Origin of the sequence: Mucilaginibacter straminoryzae (assembly GCF_022953055.1) — a bacterium.
In the GTDB taxonomy this organism is placed as follows: Bacteria; Bacteroidota; Bacteroidia; order Sphingobacteriales; family Sphingobacteriaceae; genus Mucilaginibacter; species Mucilaginibacter straminoryzae.
Window position 1 is genome coordinate 95181 of record NZ_JALJEJ010000007.1, and the last position, 21989, is coordinate 117169.

16 protein-coding genes are annotated in these 21989 nt (G+C 45.3%); 5 read left to right on the top strand and 11 right to left on the bottom strand.

Features of this window, described 5'->3' with window-relative positions; translation table 11 throughout:
- Positions 1–55: 55 nt before the first annotated feature.
- Positions 56–1111, top strand: a complete 1056-nt coding sequence (locus MUY27_RS14765) for a nucleoid-associated protein (RefSeq protein ID WP_245131109.1) — start codon at positions 56–58, stop codon at positions 1109–1111.
- Positions 1112–1322: 211 nt separating this feature from the next.
- On the opposite strand, the gene MUY27_RS14770 is transcribed toward MUY27_RS14765, so the two are convergent.
- Entirely contained in the window at positions 1323–2333 is a 1011-nt protein-coding gene (locus MUY27_RS14770) for a glutamine synthetase beta-grasp domain-containing protein (RefSeq protein ID WP_245131111.1), read from the bottom strand.
- Between the two features lie 722 nt (positions 2334–3055).
- On the opposite strand from MUY27_RS14770, the gene MUY27_RS14775 reads away from it, so the two are divergent.
- Positions 3056–4573: an ammonium transporter gene (locus MUY27_RS14775; RefSeq protein ID WP_245131113.1), complete on the top strand. Its 1518-nt coding sequence runs from the start codon at positions 3056–3058 to the stop codon at positions 4571–4573.
- A gap of 225 nt (positions 4574–4798) precedes the next feature.
- Positions 4799–5854: a porin gene (locus MUY27_RS14780; protein ID WP_245131115.1), complete on the top strand. Its 1056-nt coding sequence runs from the start codon at positions 4799–4801 to the stop codon at positions 5852–5854.
- A gap of 31 nt (positions 5855–5885) precedes the next feature.
- On the opposite strand, the gene MUY27_RS14785 is transcribed toward MUY27_RS14780, so the two are convergent.
- Positions 5886–7136: a glutamate-5-semialdehyde dehydrogenase gene (locus tag MUY27_RS14785; RefSeq protein WP_245131117.1), complete on the bottom strand. Its 1251-nt coding sequence runs from the start codon at positions 7134–7136 to the stop codon at positions 5886–5888.
- A gap of 4 nt (positions 7137–7140) precedes the next feature.
- On the bottom strand, positions 7141–8220 hold the full coding sequence (proB, locus tag MUY27_RS14790; RefSeq protein WP_245131120.1) for a glutamate 5-kinase: 1080 nt from the start codon (positions 8218–8220) through the stop codon (positions 7141–7143).
- A gap of 258 nt (positions 8221–8478) precedes the next feature.
- Here proB and MUY27_RS14795 point away from each other — a divergent pair, with 258 nt between their 5' ends.
- Positions 8479–11430, top strand: a complete 2952-nt coding sequence (locus tag MUY27_RS14795) for a TonB-dependent receptor (protein WP_245131122.1) — start codon at positions 8479–8481, stop codon at positions 11428–11430.
- Between the two features lie 124 nt (positions 11431–11554).
- Here MUY27_RS14795 and MUY27_RS14800 read toward each other — a convergent pair whose 3' ends face one another.
- The 7 genes from MUY27_RS14800 to MUY27_RS14830 all read right to left on the bottom strand — a co-directional run bounded on the left by MUY27_RS14800 (position 11555) and on the right by MUY27_RS14830 (position 19570).
- A complete protein-coding gene (locus MUY27_RS14800; protein ID WP_245131124.1) occupies positions 11555–12805 on the bottom strand; it encodes a sulfate adenylyltransferase subunit 1 in 1251 nt (416 codons plus the stop codon).
- A 79-nt stretch (positions 12806–12884) separates the two neighbouring features.
- Complete coding sequence (gene cysD / locus MUY27_RS14805; protein ID WP_245131128.1) at positions 12885–13790, bottom strand: sulfate adenylyltransferase subunit CysD; 906 nt, start codon at positions 13788–13790, stop codon at positions 12885–12887.
- On the bottom strand, positions 13787–14509 hold the full coding sequence (locus MUY27_RS14810; RefSeq protein WP_245131131.1) for a phosphoadenylyl-sulfate reductase: 723 nt from the start codon (positions 14507–14509) through the stop codon (positions 13787–13789). Before MUY27_RS14810 ends, cysD begins: the two co-directional genes overlap by 4 nt.
- Positions 14510–16033 (bottom strand): TSUP family transporter, encoded by a 1524-nt coding sequence (locus MUY27_RS14815; protein ID WP_245131133.1) that lies wholly within the window; start codon positions 16031–16033, stop codon positions 14510–14512.
- Positions 16011–16808 (bottom strand): uroporphyrinogen-III C-methyltransferase, encoded by a 798-nt coding sequence (cobA, locus tag MUY27_RS14820; RefSeq protein WP_245131136.1) that lies wholly within the window; start codon positions 16806–16808, stop codon positions 16011–16013. Before cobA ends, MUY27_RS14815 begins: the two co-directional genes overlap by 23 nt.
- Positions 16805–18898 carry a HEPN domain-containing protein gene (locus MUY27_RS14825; RefSeq protein ID WP_245131139.1) on the bottom strand — a complete coding sequence of 698 codons (2094 nt, stop codon included), beginning with the start codon at positions 18896–18898 and terminating at the stop codon, positions 16805–16807. The genes cobA and MUY27_RS14825 overlap by 4 nt, the downstream gene beginning before the upstream one ends.
- 234 nt (positions 18899–19132) lie before the next feature.
- Positions 19133–19570: an RrF2 family transcriptional regulator gene (locus MUY27_RS14830; protein WP_245131140.1), complete on the bottom strand. Its 438-nt coding sequence runs from the start codon at positions 19568–19570 to the stop codon at positions 19133–19135.
- 154 nt (positions 19571–19724) lie between these two features.
- Here MUY27_RS14830 and MUY27_RS14835 point away from each other — a divergent pair, with 154 nt between their 5' ends.
- On the top strand, positions 19725–20225 hold the full coding sequence (locus tag MUY27_RS14835) for a DinB family protein (RefSeq protein WP_245131141.1): 501 nt from the start codon (positions 19725–19727) through the stop codon (positions 20223–20225).
- 166 nt (positions 20226–20391) lie between these two features.
- Here MUY27_RS14835 and MUY27_RS14840 read toward each other — a convergent pair whose 3' ends face one another.
- On the bottom strand, positions 20392–21531 hold the full coding sequence (locus MUY27_RS14840) for a putative sensor domain DACNV-containing protein (protein ID WP_245131142.1): 1140 nt from the start codon (positions 21529–21531) through the stop codon (positions 20392–20394).
- Between the last annotated feature and the right edge of the window lie 458 nt (positions 21532–21989).

The window sequence follows — 21989 nt, forward strand, 5'->3', positions numbered from 1 at the left end:
ATAGATATGACCTGTAGTTTTCCGGCTTTCGCAGCAAAAAAGTACCTTCGCGGCTATGATTTTTGCTTTAGAAGCCGCCCTCGATCAGTTAGCTATTCACCGTATTGGTAACCCCTTGCAGGATGAGCGCTATGTGCTAAGCGATAGCACGATCGCTCTTACAGATGAATTGCTGCCACGACTGCTGATGCAGTATTTTCTTTCTCCCTATGAAAAAGTGAACGAGGTTTACCGCTTTTATCACCCAAGCGACGATCTGAACCTGAACGAGGTGTATCACTTCGCCAAAAAAATATTTGAAGATCAGTCGACTTTCTTAGAGAATAGCCGCCAGTTGGCCAAGCAATTGTACGAGGTGAGTAATCATCCGAAGATTAAGTCGGGCGAGTTATATGTCGCCTACTTCAATAATGTACAAATAGAGGGCGAGCTGATGGACGCCATCGGATTATTTAAATCAGAGACCAAAGAAACCTACCTGAAGGTATTTCCGGAAAAGGAAGGCTTTGGATTGAGTTACGAAGAAGAGGCGATCAATATTAACAAACTGGATAAGGGCTGCCTGATCTTCAATACCGAAAGCGAGGAAGGTTACAAGGTTGCCGTGATCGACCAGACCAACCGCAACCAGGAAGCTCAGTACTGGAAGGATGACTTTCTGAAGCTCCGCGTTCGCAATGATAATTATAACCAAACTGCTAACGTTTTAGGTGTCTACAAGCAATTTGTAACCGAAAAGCTCGACGAAGAATTCGAGATGAGCAAAGCCGACAAGATTGATCTGCTGAACCGCTCCATGAAGTACTTTAAAGAGAAGGATAACTTCGATATGGATGAATTCGGCCAGGAGGTGATCGGTAATGAGCAGGGGATCGCCTCATTTCTGAATTATAAAAAAAGTTACGAAGACGAGTTTGAAACGCCGATACCTGACAGCTTCGAAATTTCAGACGCCGCAGTTAAAAAGCAGGCTCGTGTTTATAAAAGCGTATTAAAGCTCGACAAAAACTTTCATATCTACATCCATGGTAACAAAGACCTGATCGAAAAAGGCTTCGACGATGGTAAAGCCATGAACTTCTATAAAGTTTATTTCAAGGAAGAGGCTTGATTTGGAGTCAAGAGTCAAGAATCAAGAGTTAGGATGCACGGGGCAGGACAATGGCTATTGGCCAATGACTAATGACTAATGACCAATGACCAATGACCAATGCTAATGACTAAATGACCAATGACCGCCAACCCGACGGCAAAAGAAAAAGCCCCTGCGGTTATGCAGAGGCTGGGGGAGTTGTTAGTTAGTTAATTAGTTAAATCAGGTATTAAACACCTGCAGATTTTACAGTTTTGATAATTACTGCAGCTACTTTGTACGGATCTGCTGCAGAGTTCGGACGGCGGTCTTCCAGGTAACCTTTCCAGCCTTTTTGTACAGTGTACAGCGGGATACGGATAGAAGCGCCGCGGTCTGATACGCCATAGCTATAATCGTGGATAGAAGCAGTTTCGTGTTTACCGGTTAAGCGTTGATCGTTATCAGCACCGTAAACGGCAATGTGTTCTGCTACTACAGGGCGGAATGCTTCCAGGATTTTCTTGTAAGTATCTTCGCTGCCAGCGGTACGCAGGGTAGTGTTAGAGAAGTTAGCGTGCATGCCAGAACCGTTCCAGTCTAATGTACCCAGCGGTTTGCAATGCCAGTTAATTGAAACACCATAGCTTTCGCCAATTCTTTCCAGCAGGTAACGTGCAACCCAGATCTGGTCACCAGCCTCTTTAGCGCCTTTAGCAAAGATCTGGAATTCCCATTGTCCGGCAGCAACCTCGGCGTTGATACCTTCTACGTTAAGGCCAGCTTCTAAACATACGTCCAGGTGTTCTTCAACAATTTCGCGACCGAAAGCATTGTTAGCACCAACTGAACAATAGTATGGGCCTTGCGGACCTGGATAGCCACCAGCAGGGAAGCCAAGTGGTTTATTGGTTTCAGGGTCCCAAAGGAAATATTCCTGCTCAAAGCCAAACCAGAAATCGTTATCGTCGTCCTGGATGGTAGCACGGCCGTTTGACTCATGTGGGGTACCATCAGAGCTTAATACTTCGCACATTACTAAATAACCTTCTTTGCGCTGAGGGTCAGGGCAAATGAATACCGGTTTCAGGATACAGTCTGAAGAACCGCCTGGTGCTTGCTCGGTAGAAGAACCGTCGAAGCTCCAAAGAGGACAATCTTCCAGCTTGCCGCTGAAATCTTTCTCAATTTTTGTTTTACTACGTAAACTTTGTGTTGGTTTGTAGCCATCTAGCCAAATGTACTCAAGTTTAGCTGCCATTTTTCTGCGGATTTATAAAATAAGGGTTATCGATTAATAAATTTCTATAAAATCATGTGAATTTATATACTTTATATTAAAATTCTAAATTTTTTTTAAATTTTATAATTTAAATAAGGTATTTCCTGATAAAAATAGCAAAAGGCTGCTTCTCTGTGTTATTCTTTCCCTTTAATCAATTTCTGCAGAATAATCTGTTTCGGGATATATAGCTTGGTGTTCTTTTTACACCAAATTTTATCATTTTCTTAAATCTCTATACCTTATATATATAGTTGCAGGCCAAAACTCCCTATTTGGTAGTTGTTTTTTAATAAATTTTCATCAATAAGGTAAAATCTATCGTTTTTGTAGTTGAAAGTTGTGTTGATAACACTGTTTTGTGTCTGAAAAATCCAAATTTTCTTAAATATTGTTAATGTATTATTAAATAAAATGATTTAAATGTGGTCATATCATTAAAATTATGTCAATAATCCTATTTTTTGAGTGTTTTAAATTAATAAAATCATAAAAATCGAAATTTGTTAATATTTTGATGTTGATTTTTTAATTTTTATTCATAATTTCATAAAAAACACAATAATTAATGTGTGTTGCTTTAAATAAATAAGCCTAAAATTGAAAAAAGCGTAAAATCAACTAACTAAACAACTAATAATTCAACAACTAAAAGCAGATTAATTATGAAACCCCTGTCGAGACAACAAAATTGGAGTTTGATGCTCCAGCGAGCGAAAAGCAACTGGCGTATTGGTGCGGCTGTTTTTGCCGGTAAAATTTTAGGTACCTTCATTGTAATTGCAGCAATGGTCACCATCACCGGGCTGATTGCTACCAAAGCAAACGCTGCAGAAACTTACACTGCACATGAAACCACATTAATTAATACCGCTAACACCATCTGGACTTTAGTGGCAGCATTCCTGGTATTTGGTATGCAGGCAGGGTTCGTGATGCTTGAAGCAGGTTTTGCCCGTAAAAAGGAAACGGTAAACGTTCTGATGGAATGTTTATTTGATACCTGTTTGTGCGGCATCTTGTTCTGGGCGGTAGGTTATGCCTTTATGTTTAGCGAGGGTAATGGCTTTATCGGCTATCATTGGTTCTTCCTTGCTGGTGCACCGGCTACCTATTTAACTACCGGCATCCCGGTCGTAGCGCACTGGTTGTTCCAGTATGCATTTGCAGATACCTGTTCAACCATTGTATCTGGTGCAATGATCGGTCGTACCAGTTTCCGTGGCGATATATTATATAGTATAGGTATTACCGGGTTTATCTATCCAATCATCGGTCACTGGGCCTGGGGGCCGGGTGGCTTCCTTGCCAACCTTGGTTTCTGGGATTTTGCAGGTTCAACCGTGGTACACACTATCGGTGGTGTAGCTTCCCTGGCAGGTGCTATTGTTTTAGGCCCACGTCTTGGCCGCGTATTCCGTCGTGACGATAAAGAAAAAGGAGGTTTGCCACCAGCGCACAATCTTACTATCGCTGCCGTAGGTGCCTTCATCCTTTGGTTCGGTTGGTATGGTTTTAACCCGGGCAGTACCCTTTCTGCCATAGATATGCAAGGTATCGGTCGAGTGGCAACCAACACCACCCTGGCTGCTTGCGCCGGTGGTTTTGCAGCCATGTACCTGGCGCTTTGGTTTGGCCCGACTAAAAAGAAATTCGATGTTGGCTTTACCGTTAACGGTGTATTGGGTGGTCTGGTAGCTATTACTTGCCCTTGTTACTGGGTAGACCCGATCGGCGCTATCGCCCTGGGTGCCATCGCTGGCTTAGTGGTATTCGCCGGAACGTACTTGTTAGAGTATTTACGTATCGATGATCCGGTAGGGGCAGTGCCTGTACACGGTCTGTGCGGTATCTGGGGTACATGGTCATTAGGTTTATTCGCCGCAGGCAAATATGGTGTAACCGGCCCAACCGGTCCGGATGATTCTAAACCACTTACCGGTTTATTTTATGGCGGCGGTTTCGATCTGCTGAAAACCCAGTTGATTGGTAACCTTACCATCGTGGCCGCTACGTTTGCCGTATCGTTTGTAATGATGTGGGCCATCCGTAAACTTCCTCATCCATGGAACCTGCGTGTTGAAGAGCATGGCGAACTTGGTAAAGGTGGTCTGGATGTGTTTGAACACGGTGCTCCGGCCTACAGTGAAGATGAAGACGAAATTAACCTTGACAGCCTGCTGGAAGGTGGCGCTGTAAAGAGCTCGTTAACAGCATAAATTATAAAAGGCGTAAGGTTTTAGCCTTACGCCTTTCTCAAAAGCCGGCGCAGAAAGCTTGCCAACCTAAAAGAGATACCGGCGAAATAAATTTTACCTATTGAAATAACCTGACAAGGCTAAAACAGGCCCTGCTTGCGATAGCTATGTCCTTTAAAATCTGAAACATGATGTAAATAATTAACAAATAACTCAATCAACCCTCAATCAACCAAAACAGTAAACATGAAAAAACAACTTTTACTTATCTCATTTTTAGCCTCTTCTTTTTTTGCGGCGAAGGCCCAGGACACGGCTAAGGTAGCCCCGGCGCCTCCGCTTACCGTTTACGGCTCTGTAGACGCCTATTATAAATATGATTTTTCTGGTCATTCCAATATTCCAACCAGTTTTGCTAACGAACAGAATTCGTTTTCTATCGGTATGGTAGACCTTGGGCTGAAAAAGAAAGTAGGCAAAGCAGCCTTTGTGGGCGAAGTTTCATTCGGTCCGCGTGGCCAGTCGCAATCCATTCCAAATGCAGAAGGTGTTTATGACGAGAAAACAAATAGTTTTCACATCCAAAACCTGTATGTTTCTTATGATCTGACCGATAAATTTAATGTGACCGGTGGTTACATGGCAACTTTTGTAGGTTACGAAGTAATTTCTCCGGCAGGAAACTTTAATTATTCTACTTCCTACCTGTTCACTAACGGTCCGTTCCAAAACGCTGGTGTGAAATTCACCTACACTTTTTCAGACCGCGTGAGTTTAATGGCCGGTTTGTTTAACGATAAGTGGAACGTTTACCAGGCCGCAAAACGTATTAATACTTTTGGTGCGCAGCTGATGGTAGTACCTGTTAAAAACTGGACAGCTTATTTAAACTTACTTAGCGGACCGGCTTCTGGTACCGAGCTGGACTTAACCACCAACTATCAACTTACGTCTGCATTTAAGTTGGGCTTAAACGCTGCTACATTTGATGCTCCTGACCCTTCTAAAGGTGGTTTTTCGGGCGTGGCGCTTTACCCGCAATTAGCAGTTTCATCTGCAGTTACCCTGGGTTTGCGCGGCGAGTATTTTAAAACCAAAGCGGGCGATTATGCGCTTGCAGGCCCTGCACCTGGTAAATCTGTTACCGGGTTAACCTTTACAGCTAACATTAAGTCGGGCGGTTTAACCTTTATACCAGAAATACGCTTAGATCATAATAAAGAAAGCGTGTTTATGGATAGCAATGGAAAACCTTCGCAATCAGCTGCGCAGTTCCTGATGGCTGCGGTTTACGCCTTCTAGCACCTAACTCACCTATGCAATCACTCTAATACTAAGGGTGGCGGGTATGCCCGTCGCCCTTTATTATCCATTTATAGCTGGTCAGTTCTTCTAAACCCATCGGCCCGCGCGCGTGAAGTTTCTGCGTACTGATGCCGATTTCAGCCCCTAATCCAAACTGGGCGCCATCTGTAAACGCGGTTGAAGCATTGGCATAAACTGCCGCGGCATCTACGTTGTTTAAAAAACGTTCGAGATGTGCCTCATTATCAGAAACTATAGCCTCGCTGTGTTTAGAACTGTGTGTACTGATGTATTCCAGTGCTTCATCAAAGCTTTCCACTGTTTTTATAGCCATTTTCATGGCTAAAAACTCGGTGCCGAAATGTTCCGGCAAAGCAATATGAAGCAGGGTATTGGGGTAATTATTTTTAAGTATTTCGAACGCGCATTCGTCTGCAAATATTTCTACTTCGGATGTTGCCAAAGGTTTTGCCAGCTCTGGCAGATCTGCTAACCTTGAAGCATGTATGACCAGGCAATCCAGCGAATTACAAACGCTTACACGCCGTGTTTTGGCATTGTGGATAATTGCAGCGCCTTTTAGCAAGTCGCCGGTTTCATCAAAGTAAGTGTGGACAATGCCCGCACCGGTTTCAATAACGGGTATTTTGCTTTCTTTCCGTACGTAATTGATCAGGCTTTGACTACCGCGGGGAATCAACACATCTACAAAACCCACTGAATTCAATAATGCTTCCGTCGCGGCGCGATCAGCAGGCAACAGCGTGGCTGCGTGGGTGTCTACACCGTGTTTATCCAGCACGCGATGAATAATATTGATGATAGCACGGTTAGAATAATCGGCATCGCTGCCACCTTTTAATATGGTAACATTGCCGGTTTTAAAACATAGCGCAAAAACATCAAACGTCACGTTCGGGCGCGCCTCGTAAATTACGCCAACTACACCTAGCGGCACACGTACTTTTGAAATCTTTAATCCATTCGGACGGATGTCTTCAAAAAGTACCTTACCAAGCGGGTTTTCCAGCCCGGCTACTTGTCGCATTTCCTCGGCTATTCCTGCTATTCGTTCTGCGGATAGTTTCAAGCGATCATATTTCGGATTGTTCGGATCCATCCGGTCCAGGTCTTTCCTGTTTTCGGCCAAAAGTAAATCGGTTTCACTAACCGCGAGATCGGCAATATCCTGCAGGATCTGATCAATCAAAGCAGGAGCGAGGCCGCTTATTTTGCGGCTGGCTGCCAAAGCATTTTCAAAATATTGTTGGTAATCCATCAGTTCAGGATTGTAAATAAAGATAGTCGTAATGAACAAGGGCTTTCTCGTTCTTTTTGCCTACGCGTTCGCGGGCTTTATCAGAGCCGTATTCAGCAACGCCCTGGCCTATCATTGTGCCGGTTTCATCTATCAGCTTAACAATATCGCCCTTTTTAAAATCACCTTCAATGCTGGTTACACCCACCGGCAACAGGCTGCTGGCCTTGGCAGAGGTCAGCGCGAGCTTAGCACCCTCGTTAATGTGGATAGCTGCGATTGCGTAATTGGCAGAATGTGCAATCCACTTTTTTCTGCCCGAAGCAGACCGGTTGGGCACAAAGCGGGTATGAACTACATTTTGGTTCAGCACCTCGGTGAGAATGCCGTCTTTCGTGCCGTTAGCGATATGTACCGTAATGCCCAGCTGTGCTACTTTTTGTGCCATGGTAGATTTGGTGATCATGCCGCCGCGGCCAAATTGCGATTTACTGGTACTGATAAATGAGGAAAAGTCAAGCCCGTTGGCAGAAATCTGCTCAATTACAGCAGAACCAGGTTTTTTAGGGTCGCCATTATAAATGCCATCTACATTAGTGAGGATGATCAACGCTTGTGCGTTCAGCATAGAAGCAATCAGCCCGGCCAGTTCATCATTATCGGTAAACATTAGCTCGGTTACCGAAACTACGTCGTTCTCGTTTACAATCGGCAATACTTTATGCTGCAGCAATATCTCCAGGCAGTTTTTCATGTTGAGGTAGTGCGTACGGTCGCGAAAGTCTTCACGTGTAACCAATACCTGCGAGCAAAGGATATTTTGCTTTTCAAACAAGTGGGCGTAGGTGTTAATCAGCTTTACCTGACCAACGGATGCTAATAGCTGCCGGGCGGCGATAGGGTCTGTCTTTTCAGAAAGATTGATCAGGCTTCTGCCTGAAGCCACCGCACCGGACGATACCAGGATCACCTCGGTACCGGATTGGTGGATAGCTGATAATTGTGCGACCAGTTTACCCATTCTCTCCTGGTCCGGTAAGCCGTTCGGGGTAGTTAAAACGTTTGAACCAATCTTAATAACGATGCGTTGATATTGCTGAGCCATTGTAGTAGATAGCAAATATTGCCATTTGCATCATAAAAAAAGGCTTCTGAATGTATTTTTTGAAAAAATATTTGCGAGTGAATAAAAAATTATATTTTTGTCTACTATTTCTATAGATAATGTATAATAATACAAATCTTTCAATCATTTCTGCTTGCAACGCATGTTGCATCTGTTGCTGTTGTTAAGGCTCCTCATTCCTTTGAAAACGCAGTAATAAACGCTCTTTTAACTTTTTCTCTAAAACAATCACATTTCATGAAAACTTTTACCCGAACGAGATTACTATCGCTGATTTTATTCTTATTGCCCGCTATAACTTTCGCCCAATTAAACGGCACCTATGTATTACGCGGCAAAGTTGACGACGATAACGGCAAGCCATTGCCAGGCGTAACCGTAAAAATTAAAAATACCAACATGGTCACAACAACCAATGCCGATGGTGTTTTCAGTATCACTACCAATGCGAAGTTCCCGTATACCCTGGTGTTTACTTATGTTGGCTTTCAGCCTCAGGAATTTGAAATCACCAGTGCAACCGCAAATAAATTAAACGTAAAGCTGACCACCCAAACTTTGCTGGCGAACGAGGTGGTGGTAACCGCTTCCAGGAGGGAAGAGAAGCTGTTAAAATCGCCGGTAGCGATAGATAAACTAACCATTACGGCGTTAAAGCAATCGCCTGGGCCGGGTTTTTATGATGCGCTGGAGAACGTAAAAGGTGTACAGATGACCACAACCAGCTTAACCATGAAAGTGCCGAACACACGTGGTTTCAGCAGCCCGAACAATTTCAGGTTTATGCAGCTGGTGGACGGTGTGGATATGCAGTCCGCAACTTTGGGCGTGCCACTGGGTAATGCTATTGGCCCTACAGAACTGGACATCGCCAGTGTGGAGATCACACCAGGAGCTGCAGCAGCGCTGTATGGCACTAATGCAATTAACGGTTTATCTAACCTGTTTACTAAAGACCCGTTTAATTACCAGGGTTTAAGTGTATACCACCGGCAGGGGATTAACCATGTGGGGAATGACCCGCTTGGCGCCAGTACACTTACCGAAGATGCATTCAGATACGCCAAAGCTTTTAACAATAAGTTTGCTTTCAAGGTAAACTTCAGTTACATGCAGGGCAAAGACTGGCAGTCGGACACGCGCCGCGACCAGAATCCCTGGAATTTAAATACAGCCAATCCGGCTTTCCCCGAATTGCAGGGCCAATACAACACCGCTTACGACGGATGGAACAAATATGGTGACGATGCGCTTGCCGGCAGTAACACCGTTACGATAAAAGGGATTAAGGTAGATGGCGTCACACGTCCGTCGCTCACTGTTGCCCGTACAGGTTACAACGAAGTAGACCTGGTTGATCCCAAAGTAGCGAATATTAAAGCAGATGCTACACTCGCCTATAAGCTATCGCCAACCACAACCCTTTCTTATACCTACCGTTATGGCAGGTTAGATGGCGTTTTTCAGCGCGGTAATAAAATTGCTTTGCGCGGGGCCAGTGTGCAAAACCATAAAGTGGAGTTGAAAGGGAAAGAGTTTTTGGTTCGGGCTTATGAATCAATAGAAAATACCGGTAACTCTTACAACGTAAAGCCACTGGCCGATAATCTTGACCTTAACCATGCCAGCAACTCTGCCTGGGCCACCAGCTTTACAAATGCCCTGAACGCTTATGGAACCGCCCATGGTGGATTAACCAGTGGTAACCTGGCAGCGGCTACGCAGGCAGCCCGTGCTGCAGCAGATGCAGGAAGGGTAGAGCCGGGCACTGCTCAATTTGATGCTTTGAAAAAGACCATCATCGGGACAAATAACTGGGATATTAAATCCTCGTTGATCCCTGATGCGCCTGCTACAGGTGGCGCGGCGCTTTGGCAGCGCAGCCATTTCTACAATGCAGAAGCACAGTATGACCTGAGCGACAAGATCAAAATATTCGACCTGCTGGTAGGCGGCGATGTGCGGATTTATGAAATTATCCCGGATGGTAATAACTTCGTCGACTTTAGCAGGCCTATTGCCGAGCGTAACAAACCATTGGCAGATGGCAGCTTTGGCGATAACGTGTTATATAAAAAGTACGGCGCTTTTGGCCAGGTGACTAAAGCTTTTTTTGATAATAAACTGAAGTTTTTTGGTTCGCTTCGCTGGGATTATAACCCATACTTCGACCCGAAATTTACGCCGCGGCTGGCAACTGTTTATTCGCCGACAGAAAACCACAACTTCCGGTTTACCTTCCAGAACGGTTACCGTTTCCCTTCTTTGTTCGAAGCGTTATCCTACGTGAACAACGGACGTGTAAAACGTGTGGGCAGCTTACCTTTTATTAATGATGGTTTAGGATACCTGAACAATAGCTATACCCAGGCTTCCGTAGCTGCATTTAATGCCGCTGTTAAAGCAGCACCCGGCAGCGCCAGCGGTACAGACGCTACGGCCCTGGCAAACCGTAACTTATTACAGGTAGCTAACCTGCCGGAATCGCGGCCGGAAAAGATCACCTCTTTTGAAGTAGGATATAAGGGTACTTTTGCTGATAATAAAGTTTTTCTGGATGTTGACGCTTACGCTAATCGATACAATGGCTTCCTGGGGCAAATACAGGTATTTGTACCCAACGGTGTGACCGTAGGTAGCGACGCGGCGGTATTAGCCATGCTGGACGTAAACCGCGACCCAACAACAGGTACATCAACCAATGCGGCAAGCCAGGGGCAAAGCCGTTACCGCGTGTATACCAACGCCAAGAACATTTATGATAACTACGGTTCTTCTGCCGGTATTTCCTATAATTTCTATAAACGCTATACGATATCTGGTAATGCAAGCTTTAACAAATTGAAAGAGCAAAAAACAACCGACATTTTTCTTACCGGCTTTAATACGCCTGAGTGGTCTGGCAACCTCTCATTCGGAAACCGCGAAGTGGTGAAAAACTTCGGTTTTAACGTGGTATACAAGTGGCAGAGCAATTACCTGTGGGAGAGTCCGCTGGTAACCGGTCGCGTGCCTGCGATACACACGTTCGATGCCCAGGTGACCCTGCGTGTTCCGCAATACTACGCCACGTTTAAAATAGGGGGTACGAACCTATTTAACCGCCGATACTACCAGTATGCCGGCGGCCCGACGCTCGGCGGTCTTTATTATGCATCAGTTACGCTTGATGGCTTGTTGAATAAGTAGAATGTTGTTAAGCAGTGAAGTGAACCGGTTGGGCTATCCCGGTTGCTTCCTGCTTAAACAACAAAAGCTCCGTACAAAATGCGGAGCTTTTTCCTTTTATAAGAATTTCGAAAGCGGAATGTAATTATTCGGCGTTTGCGCGCAGCATTAATGCGCCAACCGTAACATTGGTGCGGCTATCGATAATAATGGCGCCGCCTGTAGCTTTATTGTTCTGATAAAAATCAAATACCAATGGTTCTGCGGTTTTTACTGCAATGCGGCCAATGTCGTTCAGCTTAAATTCTTCGCTGTATTCTTTTTCAAGCGTATTGATATTCACCTTATACAATACCTCTTGTATTTTGCAGCGGGTAACTTTGCTGTTGTGCTGGATCAGGTAGGTAAGCGAGGTGTCCAGCGGTTTGGTATCCATCCAGCAAAGGTCTGCCTCTATCAGTTGCGATACCTGCGGGTGATGCGCGCTGCTGACCAGGATATCTCCGCGACTGATGTCGATATCGTCTTTCAGTAAGATAGTGGCAGATCTGCCTGCTTGTATTTCGTCATATTGCTGCTCTAACAGATCGATCTGCTCAATGGTAGAGGTAAAGCCAGACGGAAGAACCGTTACCTGGTCATTGACCTTCAATGAACCGCTTAAAACCCGACCTGCATAACCCCGGTAGTCGTGCAGTTCGTCCGTCTGTGGGCGAACCACCCATTGCACCGGGAAGTATGCATGGGTACTGCTGTTATCGGCAACAATTTGAACGGTCTCCAGATGGTCGAGCAGGCTTTGGCCATTATACCACGGCGTATTGCTGGACGGATAAACGATGTTATCGCCCTTCAACGCACTTACCGGAATATAGGTCACCTGTTTTAAAGTTACTTTTGCAGCCAGCGCTTCGTAGTCTTTTACAATGCTGTTAAAGGTATCTTCGCTGTAGTCCATCATGTCCATCTTATTGATGGCCACCACTACCTGCGGAATTTCCAATAGCGATACCAGGAACGAATGCCTGACGGTTTGCTCAACCACGCCTTTACGTGCATCAATCAGGATAATTGCCAGATCTGAATTAGAGGCACCGGTAACCATGTTGCGGGTATATTGGATATGGCCCGGCGCATCAGCAATGATAAACTTGCGCTTATCTGTCTGGAAGTATTTATACGCAACATCAATCGTAATGCCCTGCTCGCGTTCGGCCTTCAGCCCGTCTGTCAGGATAGCCAGATCGATGGTGCCATCATCGTTCTTGCGATTAGATCGATGTAAAGCCTCTAACTGATCGGCAAGGATAGATTCGGTATCATACAAAAGGCGGCCGATCAAGGTACTTTTACCATCGTCAACGCTGCCTGCTGTTATAAATTTTAGTATCTCCATTTATTTTCGGGGATTAAAGGATTGGGTTTCGATTACAGAGATTTCTTCGAATCATTTTATAATCGGTGTAATCTACAACTTAAAAATATCCGCCTTTTTTACGGTCTTCCATGGCTGCTTCAGAAACCTTGTCGTCCATGCGGGCGCCACGCTCGCTGATCTTTGATTCGCTGATTTCATTAATAATGTCATCTATCTCCGTTGCGTAAGATTCTATAGCGGCTGTACAGGTCATATCGCCAACGGTGCGGAACCTTACGTTGCGGCGTTCGATCACGTCCTCTTCGTCCATATTTAAAAACTCGGTAGCCGCCATTAGCTGACCATTGCGGGTGATGCAATCGCGCTGGTGAGCGAAATAGATAGAGGGCAAAGGAATATTCTCGCGACGGATATAATTCCACACGTCCAGTTCTGTCCAGTTACTGATAGGAAACACGCGTACATTTTCCCCCTTATGGATTTTTCCGTTGAAGATACTCCATAGTTCGGGGCGTTGACGTTTGGGATCCCATTGGCCGAATTCGTCGCGAACGGAAAAAATACGTTCTTTAGCCCGTGCCTTTTCTTCATCGCGGCGTGCGCCGCCGATGCAGGCGTCAAACTGATGCTTGGCGATGGTATTCAACAGGGTGACCGTCTGTAAAGCGTTACGGCTGGCATTTTTACCTTTTTGCTCGATCACGTTGCCGGCATCGATATCATCCTGTACATGACCGACGATCAGCTTCTCACCGATACGATTGATCATCGCATCACGGTATTCAATCGTTTCCGGGAAATTGTGACCGGTGTCTATATGTACCAACGGAAACGGAAATTTCCCGGGTCGAAAAGCTTTTTCTGCCAGGCGTACCAGGGTGATAGAATCTTTGCCACCCGAAAATAGTAGCGCAGGCTTTTCGAATTGACCGGCTACTTCGCGCAAAATGTAGATCGCTTCTGCTTCCAGCTCATTCAGGTAATCGAGGTTATACTTACTCATTCTTTAATTAAATTATCATGTCCTACATGTAACCCGCACTCTTTTTTAGATTGGTCTTCCCACCACCAGCGGCCGGCCCTGAAATCTTCGCCCGGCTGTATGGCACGGGTACACGGGGCGCAACCAATGCTTGGAAAACCACGGTCGTGCAGGATATTGTAAGGAATATTGTTATCTGCTATGTATTGCTTTACTTCGTCAAGCGTCCAGTTATAAATAGGGTGGAACTTGACAATCTGGTTGCCCTCGTCCCATTCTACAGAATCCATAAACTGACGGTTTAAAGACTGCTCGGCACGGATGCCCGTTATCCAAAGCTGGTTACCTTGCAAAGCTCTTTTAAGTGGTTCTATCTTCCGGATCTGGCAGCACTCTTTGCGGTTTTCAACAGATTCATAGAACGAATTTGGTCCCTTTGCATTCACCATTGCCTGCAAAGCCTCATGCTGCGGATAATAAGCATGTATCGGCTTGCCGTACATTTCCAACGTGCGGTTCCATACGTAATAAGTCTCCGGAAATAAACGCCCGGTTTCCAGCGTAAAAACTTTAATCGGCAGATTATTTTTAAAGATCATGTGGGTGATCACCTGATCTTCCCATCCAAAACTGGTAGAAAAAATAACCTCACCGGGAAACAAAGCAGCCATTTCTGCCAGTGCTTCAACCGGAGAAAGGCCTTGTATGCGTTGGTTGATATGTTCTGCTACCTTACTCATTTAAAAAAATTTAACTGCAAAACCATAGATGCTTTTTAAGCTGGTGCCTATCACAATTAAGCCTACAGCAACCATAATGGCTTTGGTTGATATCCTGTTAGAAATCCGCGCGGCAATAGGCGAGGCCAGTGCGCTCCCTAAAATCAGCCCGGCCACTGCCGGCCATTTGGTGGTGTGGCCAATCATCAGAATGAAGGTTACCGAGCCCATCAGCGCGATAAAGAAACGTGATAATTTTACTGTGCCTAACGAGAAACGGGGGTGGCGGCCGCCTGCAATTAACGTAGACAGTACGATAGAACCCCAACCGCCGCCGCCAACAGCATCAATAAAACCACCGGCAAGGCCCAGCAATTGTATGCGTTTTACTTTGTCGCCTTTTTTTCTCTTCTTTTTCTCAATTGCTTTCCTGAAAATAACGATGCCCAGGATCAGCGTATATACAGATACAACCGGCTTGGTGTATTTGCTGTATTCTTCTAACGAAGACAGCAAATAGGCGCCTGTTACAGCGCCGATTGCACCGGGAATCAATAATAATTTAAATAGTTTCCAATTGATGTTACGCAACCGGTAGTGCATCCAGCCGGCAATACCGTTGCTCATGATCTCTGACAAATGCACGCCCATACTTGCAGAAGCAGGGGGGAGGCCCATTGTTAGCGAAAATGTTTGTGAGGTTACGCCGTAAGACATGCCGATAGCACCGTCTATCATTGCAAACACAAACCCTGCACCCAGGAAATAATAGAACAGCGGGTCTACATTTTGTACGTAAGTTCTGAAACCGGGATCTTGTGCCCAAAGTGCGGTAACCACAACGGCAATTGATACTACAATGGTGCTCCAGATCACCCAGCGGAACGTGTTCTTAAATTCTGATTTTTGCTTTTCTACAGGCTTCACCAATACAGCAGTTGCTTCATTTAGGGCTTTTACCTTGTAGGCAAAATCGCCTTTAAGCGTAGCCCTTAAATCGCTGAGTTGTTGTAGTGAGGTGTCGATTTCATCTGGTAAGCCATCGTTCAAAACCTCTTTTAACCGTTTGGCGACCGTGGGTGATTTGCCATTGGTAGAGATGGCAATTTTTAAATCGCCTTTCTTTACAATAGAACCCAGGTAAAAATCGCAAAGATCTGGTTTATCTGCTACATTGATGAGTAGCTTGCGCTCCCTTGCCGACTGGCGAATGTAATCGTTTAATTGCGGGTTGTTGGTTGCCGCCACCACGAGGTCGGCAGTATTCAGATCATCCTCTTCAAAAGCTTTTTGAATAATCGTTATCTGCGGATAGTCTGCCGTTAATGCGGTCACTTCCGGCAGAATTTCCAATGCAATAATGGTCACCTTTGCTTGCGGACTGTTATTCAACAGCGCTTGCAACTTTTCCAGGCCTACGTTTCCGGCACCAATAAGCACGGTATGCAACTGGTTCAGTTTTAAAAAAACCGGAAACAGCTGATTCCCCTCTGTCTGAGCAGCGCTTAATATGCCTGATCCGTTATTCCTGGGCAACAATGTCATAAAACTCTCTGATGGGTTGGAACTTTGGATGTAACGAAACAACGTCGCCAAAAACCAGCATGGCCGGTGACTGTACCTTGTTTTCTTCGGCAAGTTCTACAATGGTATTTACTACACCAATCACTACTTTTTCCTGCGCGGTAGAACCGCTTTGGATTACTGCCACCGGCAGTCGATGTTTACCTTGCTGCTTAAATATTTCTGCAATTTCTGCCAGTTTGTGCAGTCCCATCAGCACTACTACGGTAGCTTTTGATTTTGCGGCTTCAAACAAATCCGGAGAAATATTTCCGCTGGCGGTTGTGCCGGTAACTACCCAGAAACTTTCGCTCAGCCCGCGGTGGGTAACAGGTATTTGCTGCAACCCAGGGACCCCAATGGAACTGGAAATGCCAGGAATAACCTGCGCCGGGATACTGTAAGAAGCGGCATGGTCTAATTCTTCATAACCGCGTCCGAATACAAACGGGTCCCCGCCTTTTAAGCGTACTACATGGCCATAGTTGATCGCATAATCGATCATTAGCTTGTTTACCGCTTCCTGCGAATAGGAATGATCGCCGGAACGCTTACCTACATATACTTTGGTGGCATGGGCTGGAGCAAAGTCCAGCAGTTCTTCATTAACCAGGGCATCGTATAAAACCACATCAGCAGTTTGTAATGCTTTAATGCCCTTTACAGTGATCAGCTCTGCATCGCCGGGACCGGCACCAACTAAGGTTATGCGTGGTTCTTTAACTGTATTTTTTGTCTGATTAGCGGTCACGATCATACCAGTGCCTCCCGTTTTAATTTAATGGTTTCCAGGAACGAAGCTGCTTCTGCCAGATACTTGGTGGCAAACTCTTTTGATGGTTCGTTCTGGTTTATTTGTAATACCAGTTCGTTAAAACTGGTGGTTAGTTCAATTTCTTTTGTATCAACGTAGTGCGCGTCGAACTCTTTAACTACGCCTATTTGTGTGCTGGCGTTTACATTTTTCTGAAGCAGTAAAGCCTTTGCACCACTTACTAAAGCTGCATAAGCGTGGTAGATGGCATCAGCCCAGCGGCTATCAGCAAAGGCGCCGTTTGCCCATTCCAGTTTTTCTTCCGCTTCATAAATAAGAGTAGCCACAAGGTCTATTACTACACCGGCACACTCGCCTACGCCGATTGCTGTTTTATAGGTTTCTTCATGTCCCCAATCCACAAATTCCTCGTCTTGTAAGTTCGTCAGATCGGCCAGTGGCTTCAGCAACTGGTAGAAATAGTCTTTACCCTGGCGGTCGTAATAGTGGTGGAAAACTTCATTTTCAGCGGCATTTACTTTATAATCATCCAACACTTTGCGTAGCACCTGGTCGGCACGCTTCGCGGGCACTTTAATCACTTTATCTGATGCGCGGCCTACACCATCGCCAACCGTACCGCCGCCCAGTAATACTTGTACAGATGGTAACACCTTGCCGTTTGCCTTTAAAGAACTGCCATGGAAGCCAATGTGCGCCAAGCCATGTTGACCACATGAATTCATACAGCCGCTGATCTTGATCTTAATATCACGGTTGTAAATAAAGTCTTCGTATTCGCGGTAGATGATATCTTCTAACACGACGGCCAAAGTCATGCTGTTAGAAATCCCCAGGTTACAGGTATCTGTACCGGGACAGGTGGTCACGTCGGCTACGCTATCAAAACCCGGCGCAGCAAAGTTTATTTCATTCAGTGCCTGGTAGAGTGATGGCAACGCTTCTTTGCGAACGAACTTTAGTAGCAAGCCCTGGTTTTGCGTTACCCGGATCTCGTCAGCAACAAAGGGTTTAATTGCAGCAACCAAAGCGCGGGCTTCGTCAGAATGGATATCACCTTTGGGTACTTTAATATACACGCCAAAAAAGCCGGTTTGTTTCTGTTCGAACACGTTAGTCAGCAACCATTGCTCGTAGCGTAAAGGGTTACTTAACTGTTCTGACGTTAACAGGTCTTGTGCCAGAGCAGGAATTTCTGGTTGCGCTAACACTTCGCGGTTGATGGGATAAGTTTTAACCTTATTCGCGATTTTTTCAGCCGAAGCCAGACGGATCACTTCTTCTAAGCCGATCTTTTGGATTAAAAATTTCAGGCGTGCTTTATTGCGGTTGTTGCGTTCGCCGTAGCGGTCAAACACGCGGATAACGGCTTCGATATAAGGGATCAGTTCATCTTCCGGCAAAAATTCTTCTACCAGGTGTGCTAAAACGGGTTGTGCACCAAGGCCGCCACCTAATAATACCTTGAAACCGCGTTCGCCATTTGCCTTTAATTTGGGGATAAAGCCCAGGTCGTGGATATAGCTGAATGCGGTATCTGCTTCGCTTGAAGAAAAGCTGATCTTGAATTTACGGCCCATTTCCTGACAGATGGGGTTGCGCAGAAAATATTCGAACGTGGCTTGTGCGTATGGCGAAACATCAAATGGCTCCTGCGGATCAATACCAGCGGTAGGCGAGGCGGTAACGTTACGAACGGTATTGCCGCATGCTTCGCGTAGGGTGATATCATCCTGCTCCAGTTCGGCCCAAAGTTGCGGCGTACGGTCGAGGCTTACGTAGTGGATCTGGATATCCTGACGGGTAGTGAGGTGCAGGTTGCTGCTCCCGTATTCGTCAGAAATGTCGGCAATGCGTAACAATTGCTTGAAGGTTACTTTGCCGAATGGCAGCTTGATGCGCACCATTTGTACACCTGGCTGCCGCTGTCCGTAGATGCCGCGAGCCAGGCGCAGGCTGCGAAATTTCTCGTCGTGTATTTTGCCCTCGCGAAAAGCACGGATCTTTTTTTCCAGATCGATGATGTCTTTCTCAACTACCGGGTTTTCTAATTCTGTTCTGAAACTTTGCATCCCGCAATTAATTCTTTTAAAAGAAAACCCCTTCTGCTTTGCGGCCGAAGGGGTTTTGTATCGTTAAACTTACCTTATAACAGCCTTAACCTTGCTTACCCAGGCAGCAACAAATCATGGCCATCATATCAGTAATTCGGTTATTCATTATCTTAATATCACAAATATATATATAGTATAGAGAAATAGTAGAAATTTTTGAAAAAAGTTTGTAGCGCGTGAGAGAATATGCTGTTAAAGCAAAATAGAGAGGTTGCCTTCGCGTGCGATTACGTCGGCAATGCTGGTTTCAGAAAGGATTTTTAACGTAGCATCGCGTACCTGGATAAACACATCGCGGATGCCACAGGTTTTTTCATCGTGGCATTCGTCACACTTATGGTAAAAATTTAAACTGGCGCATGGAACCATAGCGATAGGGCCATCAGTTATACGCATAATATTCACCAGGTAAATATCTTTAGGGTCTTTATTTAAACTGTAACCGCCACCCGCGCCTTTTTTACTGTACAGGAACCCCGAGTTGCGCAATTCTAACAGGATCTGTTCCAGAAATTTCTTTGGTATTTTTTCGATCTCTGCTATTTTAGAGATCTGCATCGGGGGCTGATCTGTGTTTTTACCTAAAATTACCAGCGCTTTAATAGCGTATTTGGTTTTTTTCGAAAGCATTTTATCAATTACGGCTGCAAATGTACGAAAGAAATATAGCTATTATTATTTGAAATACCGGCGAATAAAATTTTCTAACTACGAAATGTTTAAAAATATGCTATTGTAAGCTCCGTTCTTTTTTTAACCTTTGCTATAGAATTATTACTAAAACATGTACCGTCATATTCAGGATTTTTTAAACGACTGGAAAACAGAAGCAGGGAACACCGTTAAAATTTTTTCGGGCATTACCGAAGAGGTGAAGACGCAGAAAATTAATGAAAACGTACGGTCATTGGAAAGGCTTGCCTGGCATATCACCCACACCATTACTGAAATGGGTACGCAAGCCGGATTATTTGAGGCAGACGCGTTGGAGCATTATGCCGTTCCGGAGACGATGCAGCAAATGATAGAGGTTTATCAGCAATATAATGCCATATTAGGACAAACCGTGCGTAGCAAGTGGACAGATTCTTCGCTAGAAGATGAAGTTCCCATGTATGGCGAGAGCTGGAAGAAAGGACAAGTACTTTCTGTAATTATTGCTCACGAGGCGCATCACCGCAGCCAGATGACCGTAATTATGCGTGTACTGGGCTTGAAAGTTCCCGGTTTATATGGTCCGTCTAAAGAAGAATGGGCTGAAATGGGTATTCCTGCAATGGAATAGCGGCCTCTCCCTAACCCGTGTTGTAGAGACGCAATACCTTGCGTCTCGAATTTTAATCATGTTATGATCCTGAGACAAGAAGTGTCGTGTCTCTACAATATATCCGCAACGTTGGGTGTATAATTTGTGAAAGCCCTTCCCCTAGGGAAGGGTTGGGATGGGCTGATTACATCAGCAGCACATCTATCCGGTGTGCGTGTACAATATTTAATTCTTCAGACCAGGCAAAGATCGTAAAATTACCATCCTGCGAGGCAACCAGGGCAATGGCATCATGCTGGTCGTGCACGAATTGTGCTGCAGCCAGATGACGTGTGCCGCCGTTCTGGGCAGGGTGAATCCTTTTTGGCTTAGATCCTAAAACGGGTTCGGTCACAATCAATTGTTCTACTGGTCCGCTGATGGCAGAGCGCGCCACCTTCGCTCCGAAAGCCAGCAATTTATAATCCCGCGTCATGATGGTTGCCCCATCTACCGCCGTGAAGCCGCCTACAATTTCTATGGCACGTAAGATGTTTTCCTGCCAGTCGCGATCTTTACGCCGGCTGCATTCTTCGGCAATCAGATCGTGGATACCCATATACGCCGGTTGCACCTGGTAATTAACCGGATGTACAACAGATTGCTTCCATTCGTGGGAATTCGTCGGGACGATCAACACCAGGCCACCGCGTCTGTGGTTACGTATGGTTACGGCTAATTCTACCAACAAATTAATGGTATTGGGCATGTAAGACAGTTTCGGCATCTGCGCCAGCGAGTTAACAAGTGCAGGGCAATCGCTGATAGCAGTATTGTTCTCGTCCACCAAGCGGATTTGGTCGCCTTTTAAAACTGCCACGTTCACAAACTTACCAAAACCATCTATCCGGCTATGTTTAATGACCAGCAAGCCTGGTTCAATTACTTCAATTACAAAACATATTCCGGGAATGTCGTGGGTAGTGCCCCATACATACAGTTCATCATCTTCGTAATAAACCCCCATGTGTATACCGGGAGTTTCTACAGCAGGGGCGAGCTTCTTCAGGTTATGGGGTGTAAGCCTTATCCGGGTATTAAAACGGAGCGGTTGTTTAGATTCTTCGGGTTTTAACAAGGCGATAGATAAGCGCGTCCACCGGCCTTCTTCCTGTCGTAAACTGGCCCAGAAACAGGCATCTATTACTGATTCAATAATATGTACTTCGGGGGCGACAGCAAGGGGTACATCTGCATCCGCTGCAAGGGCCAGATGGTTAATAAAATGTTCTTCTATGTCTGCTGCTACCATTCTGGCAGCGAGGTAGGTAGGTTCTGATAACATGCTGATCGCGGTCTCTATTACTTACAAAGCTAAAAACATTTGGCAATGGGTAATAGCGCGTCGACAGCCGCGAACTAAAAATGACTTTAATCCAACTTCATGGTAACAAAAAAGGCCGGCAATAATTTTACCGCCGGCCAGACCTCACTTAACTTAAATTCTTAAAAATGCCGCTATGATGCTTTCTTTAGGCATTTCTTCCGGATCCAGCAAATACACATTACCGCCGTTCTGATAAGTTGCTGCTGCCGCTTTATTCAGCAGGCAATCGTCACCGGGTTGTTTAGTGTCATGTATTTCCAGCTTGTTATCTGTTTCGTTAAATGTGCCCCATACGTGTGCCCCTTTTGGAACCGCAACACAATAAAGTACTATTTTTATCGACTGAAAATTTTTTTAAAAAATTTTATGAATGGGGCAACCTTTCTTTAAAATCCTTCGTGATAGGTATAGAATAA

Coding starts and splice junctions, on each gene's coding strand:
- MUY27_RS14765 (WP_245131109.1), top strand. CDS start 56: ATGATTTTTGCTTTAGAAGCCGCCCTCGATCAGTTAGCTATTCACCGT.
- MUY27_RS14770 (WP_245131111.1), bottom strand. CDS start 2,333: ATGGCAGCTAAACTTGAGTACATTTGGCTAGATGGCTACAAACCAACA.
- MUY27_RS14775 (WP_245131113.1), top strand. CDS start 3,056: ATGCTCCAGCGAGCGAAAAGCAACTGGCGTATTGGTGCGGCTGTTTTT.
- MUY27_RS14780 (WP_245131115.1), top strand. CDS start 4,799: ATGAAAAAACAACTTTTACTTATCTCATTTTTAGCCTCTTCTTTTTTT.
- MUY27_RS14785 (WP_245131117.1), bottom strand. CDS start 7,136: ATGGATTACCAACAATATTTTGAAAATGCTTTGGCAGCCAGCCGCAAA.
- proB (WP_245131120.1), bottom strand. CDS start 8,220: ATGGCTCAGCAATATCAACGCATCGTTATTAAGATTGGTTCAAACGTT.
- MUY27_RS14795 (WP_245131122.1), top strand. CDS start 8,479: ATGAAAACTTTTACCCGAACGAGATTACTATCGCTGATTTTATTCTTA.
- MUY27_RS14800 (WP_245131124.1), bottom strand. CDS start 12,805: ATGGAGATACTAAAATTTATAACAGCAGGCAGCGTTGACGATGGTAAA.
- cysD (WP_245131128.1), bottom strand. CDS start 13,790: ATGAGTAAGTATAACCTCGATTACCTGAATGAGCTGGAAGCAGAAGCG.
- MUY27_RS14810 (WP_245131131.1), bottom strand. CDS start 14,509: ATGAGTAAGGTAGCAGAACATATCAACCAACGCATACAAGGCCTTTCT.
- MUY27_RS14815 (WP_245131133.1), bottom strand. CDS start 16,033: ATGACATTGTTGCCCAGGAATAACGGATCAGGCATATTAAGCGCTGCT.
- cobA (WP_245131136.1), bottom strand. CDS start 16,808: ATGATCGTGACCGCTAATCAGACAAAAAATACAGTTAAAGAACCACGC.
- MUY27_RS14825 (WP_245131139.1), bottom strand. CDS start 18,898: ATGCAAAGTTTCAGAACAGAATTAGAAAACCCGGTAGTTGAGAAAGAC.
- MUY27_RS14830 (WP_245131140.1), bottom strand. CDS start 19,570: ATGCTTTCGAAAAAAACCAAATACGCTATTAAAGCGCTGGTAATTTTA.
- MUY27_RS14835 (WP_245131141.1), top strand. CDS start 19,725: ATGTACCGTCATATTCAGGATTTTTTAAACGACTGGAAAACAGAAGCA.
- MUY27_RS14840 (WP_245131142.1), bottom strand. CDS start 21,531: ATGTTATCAGAACCTACCTACCTCGCTGCCAGAATGGTAGCAGCAGAC.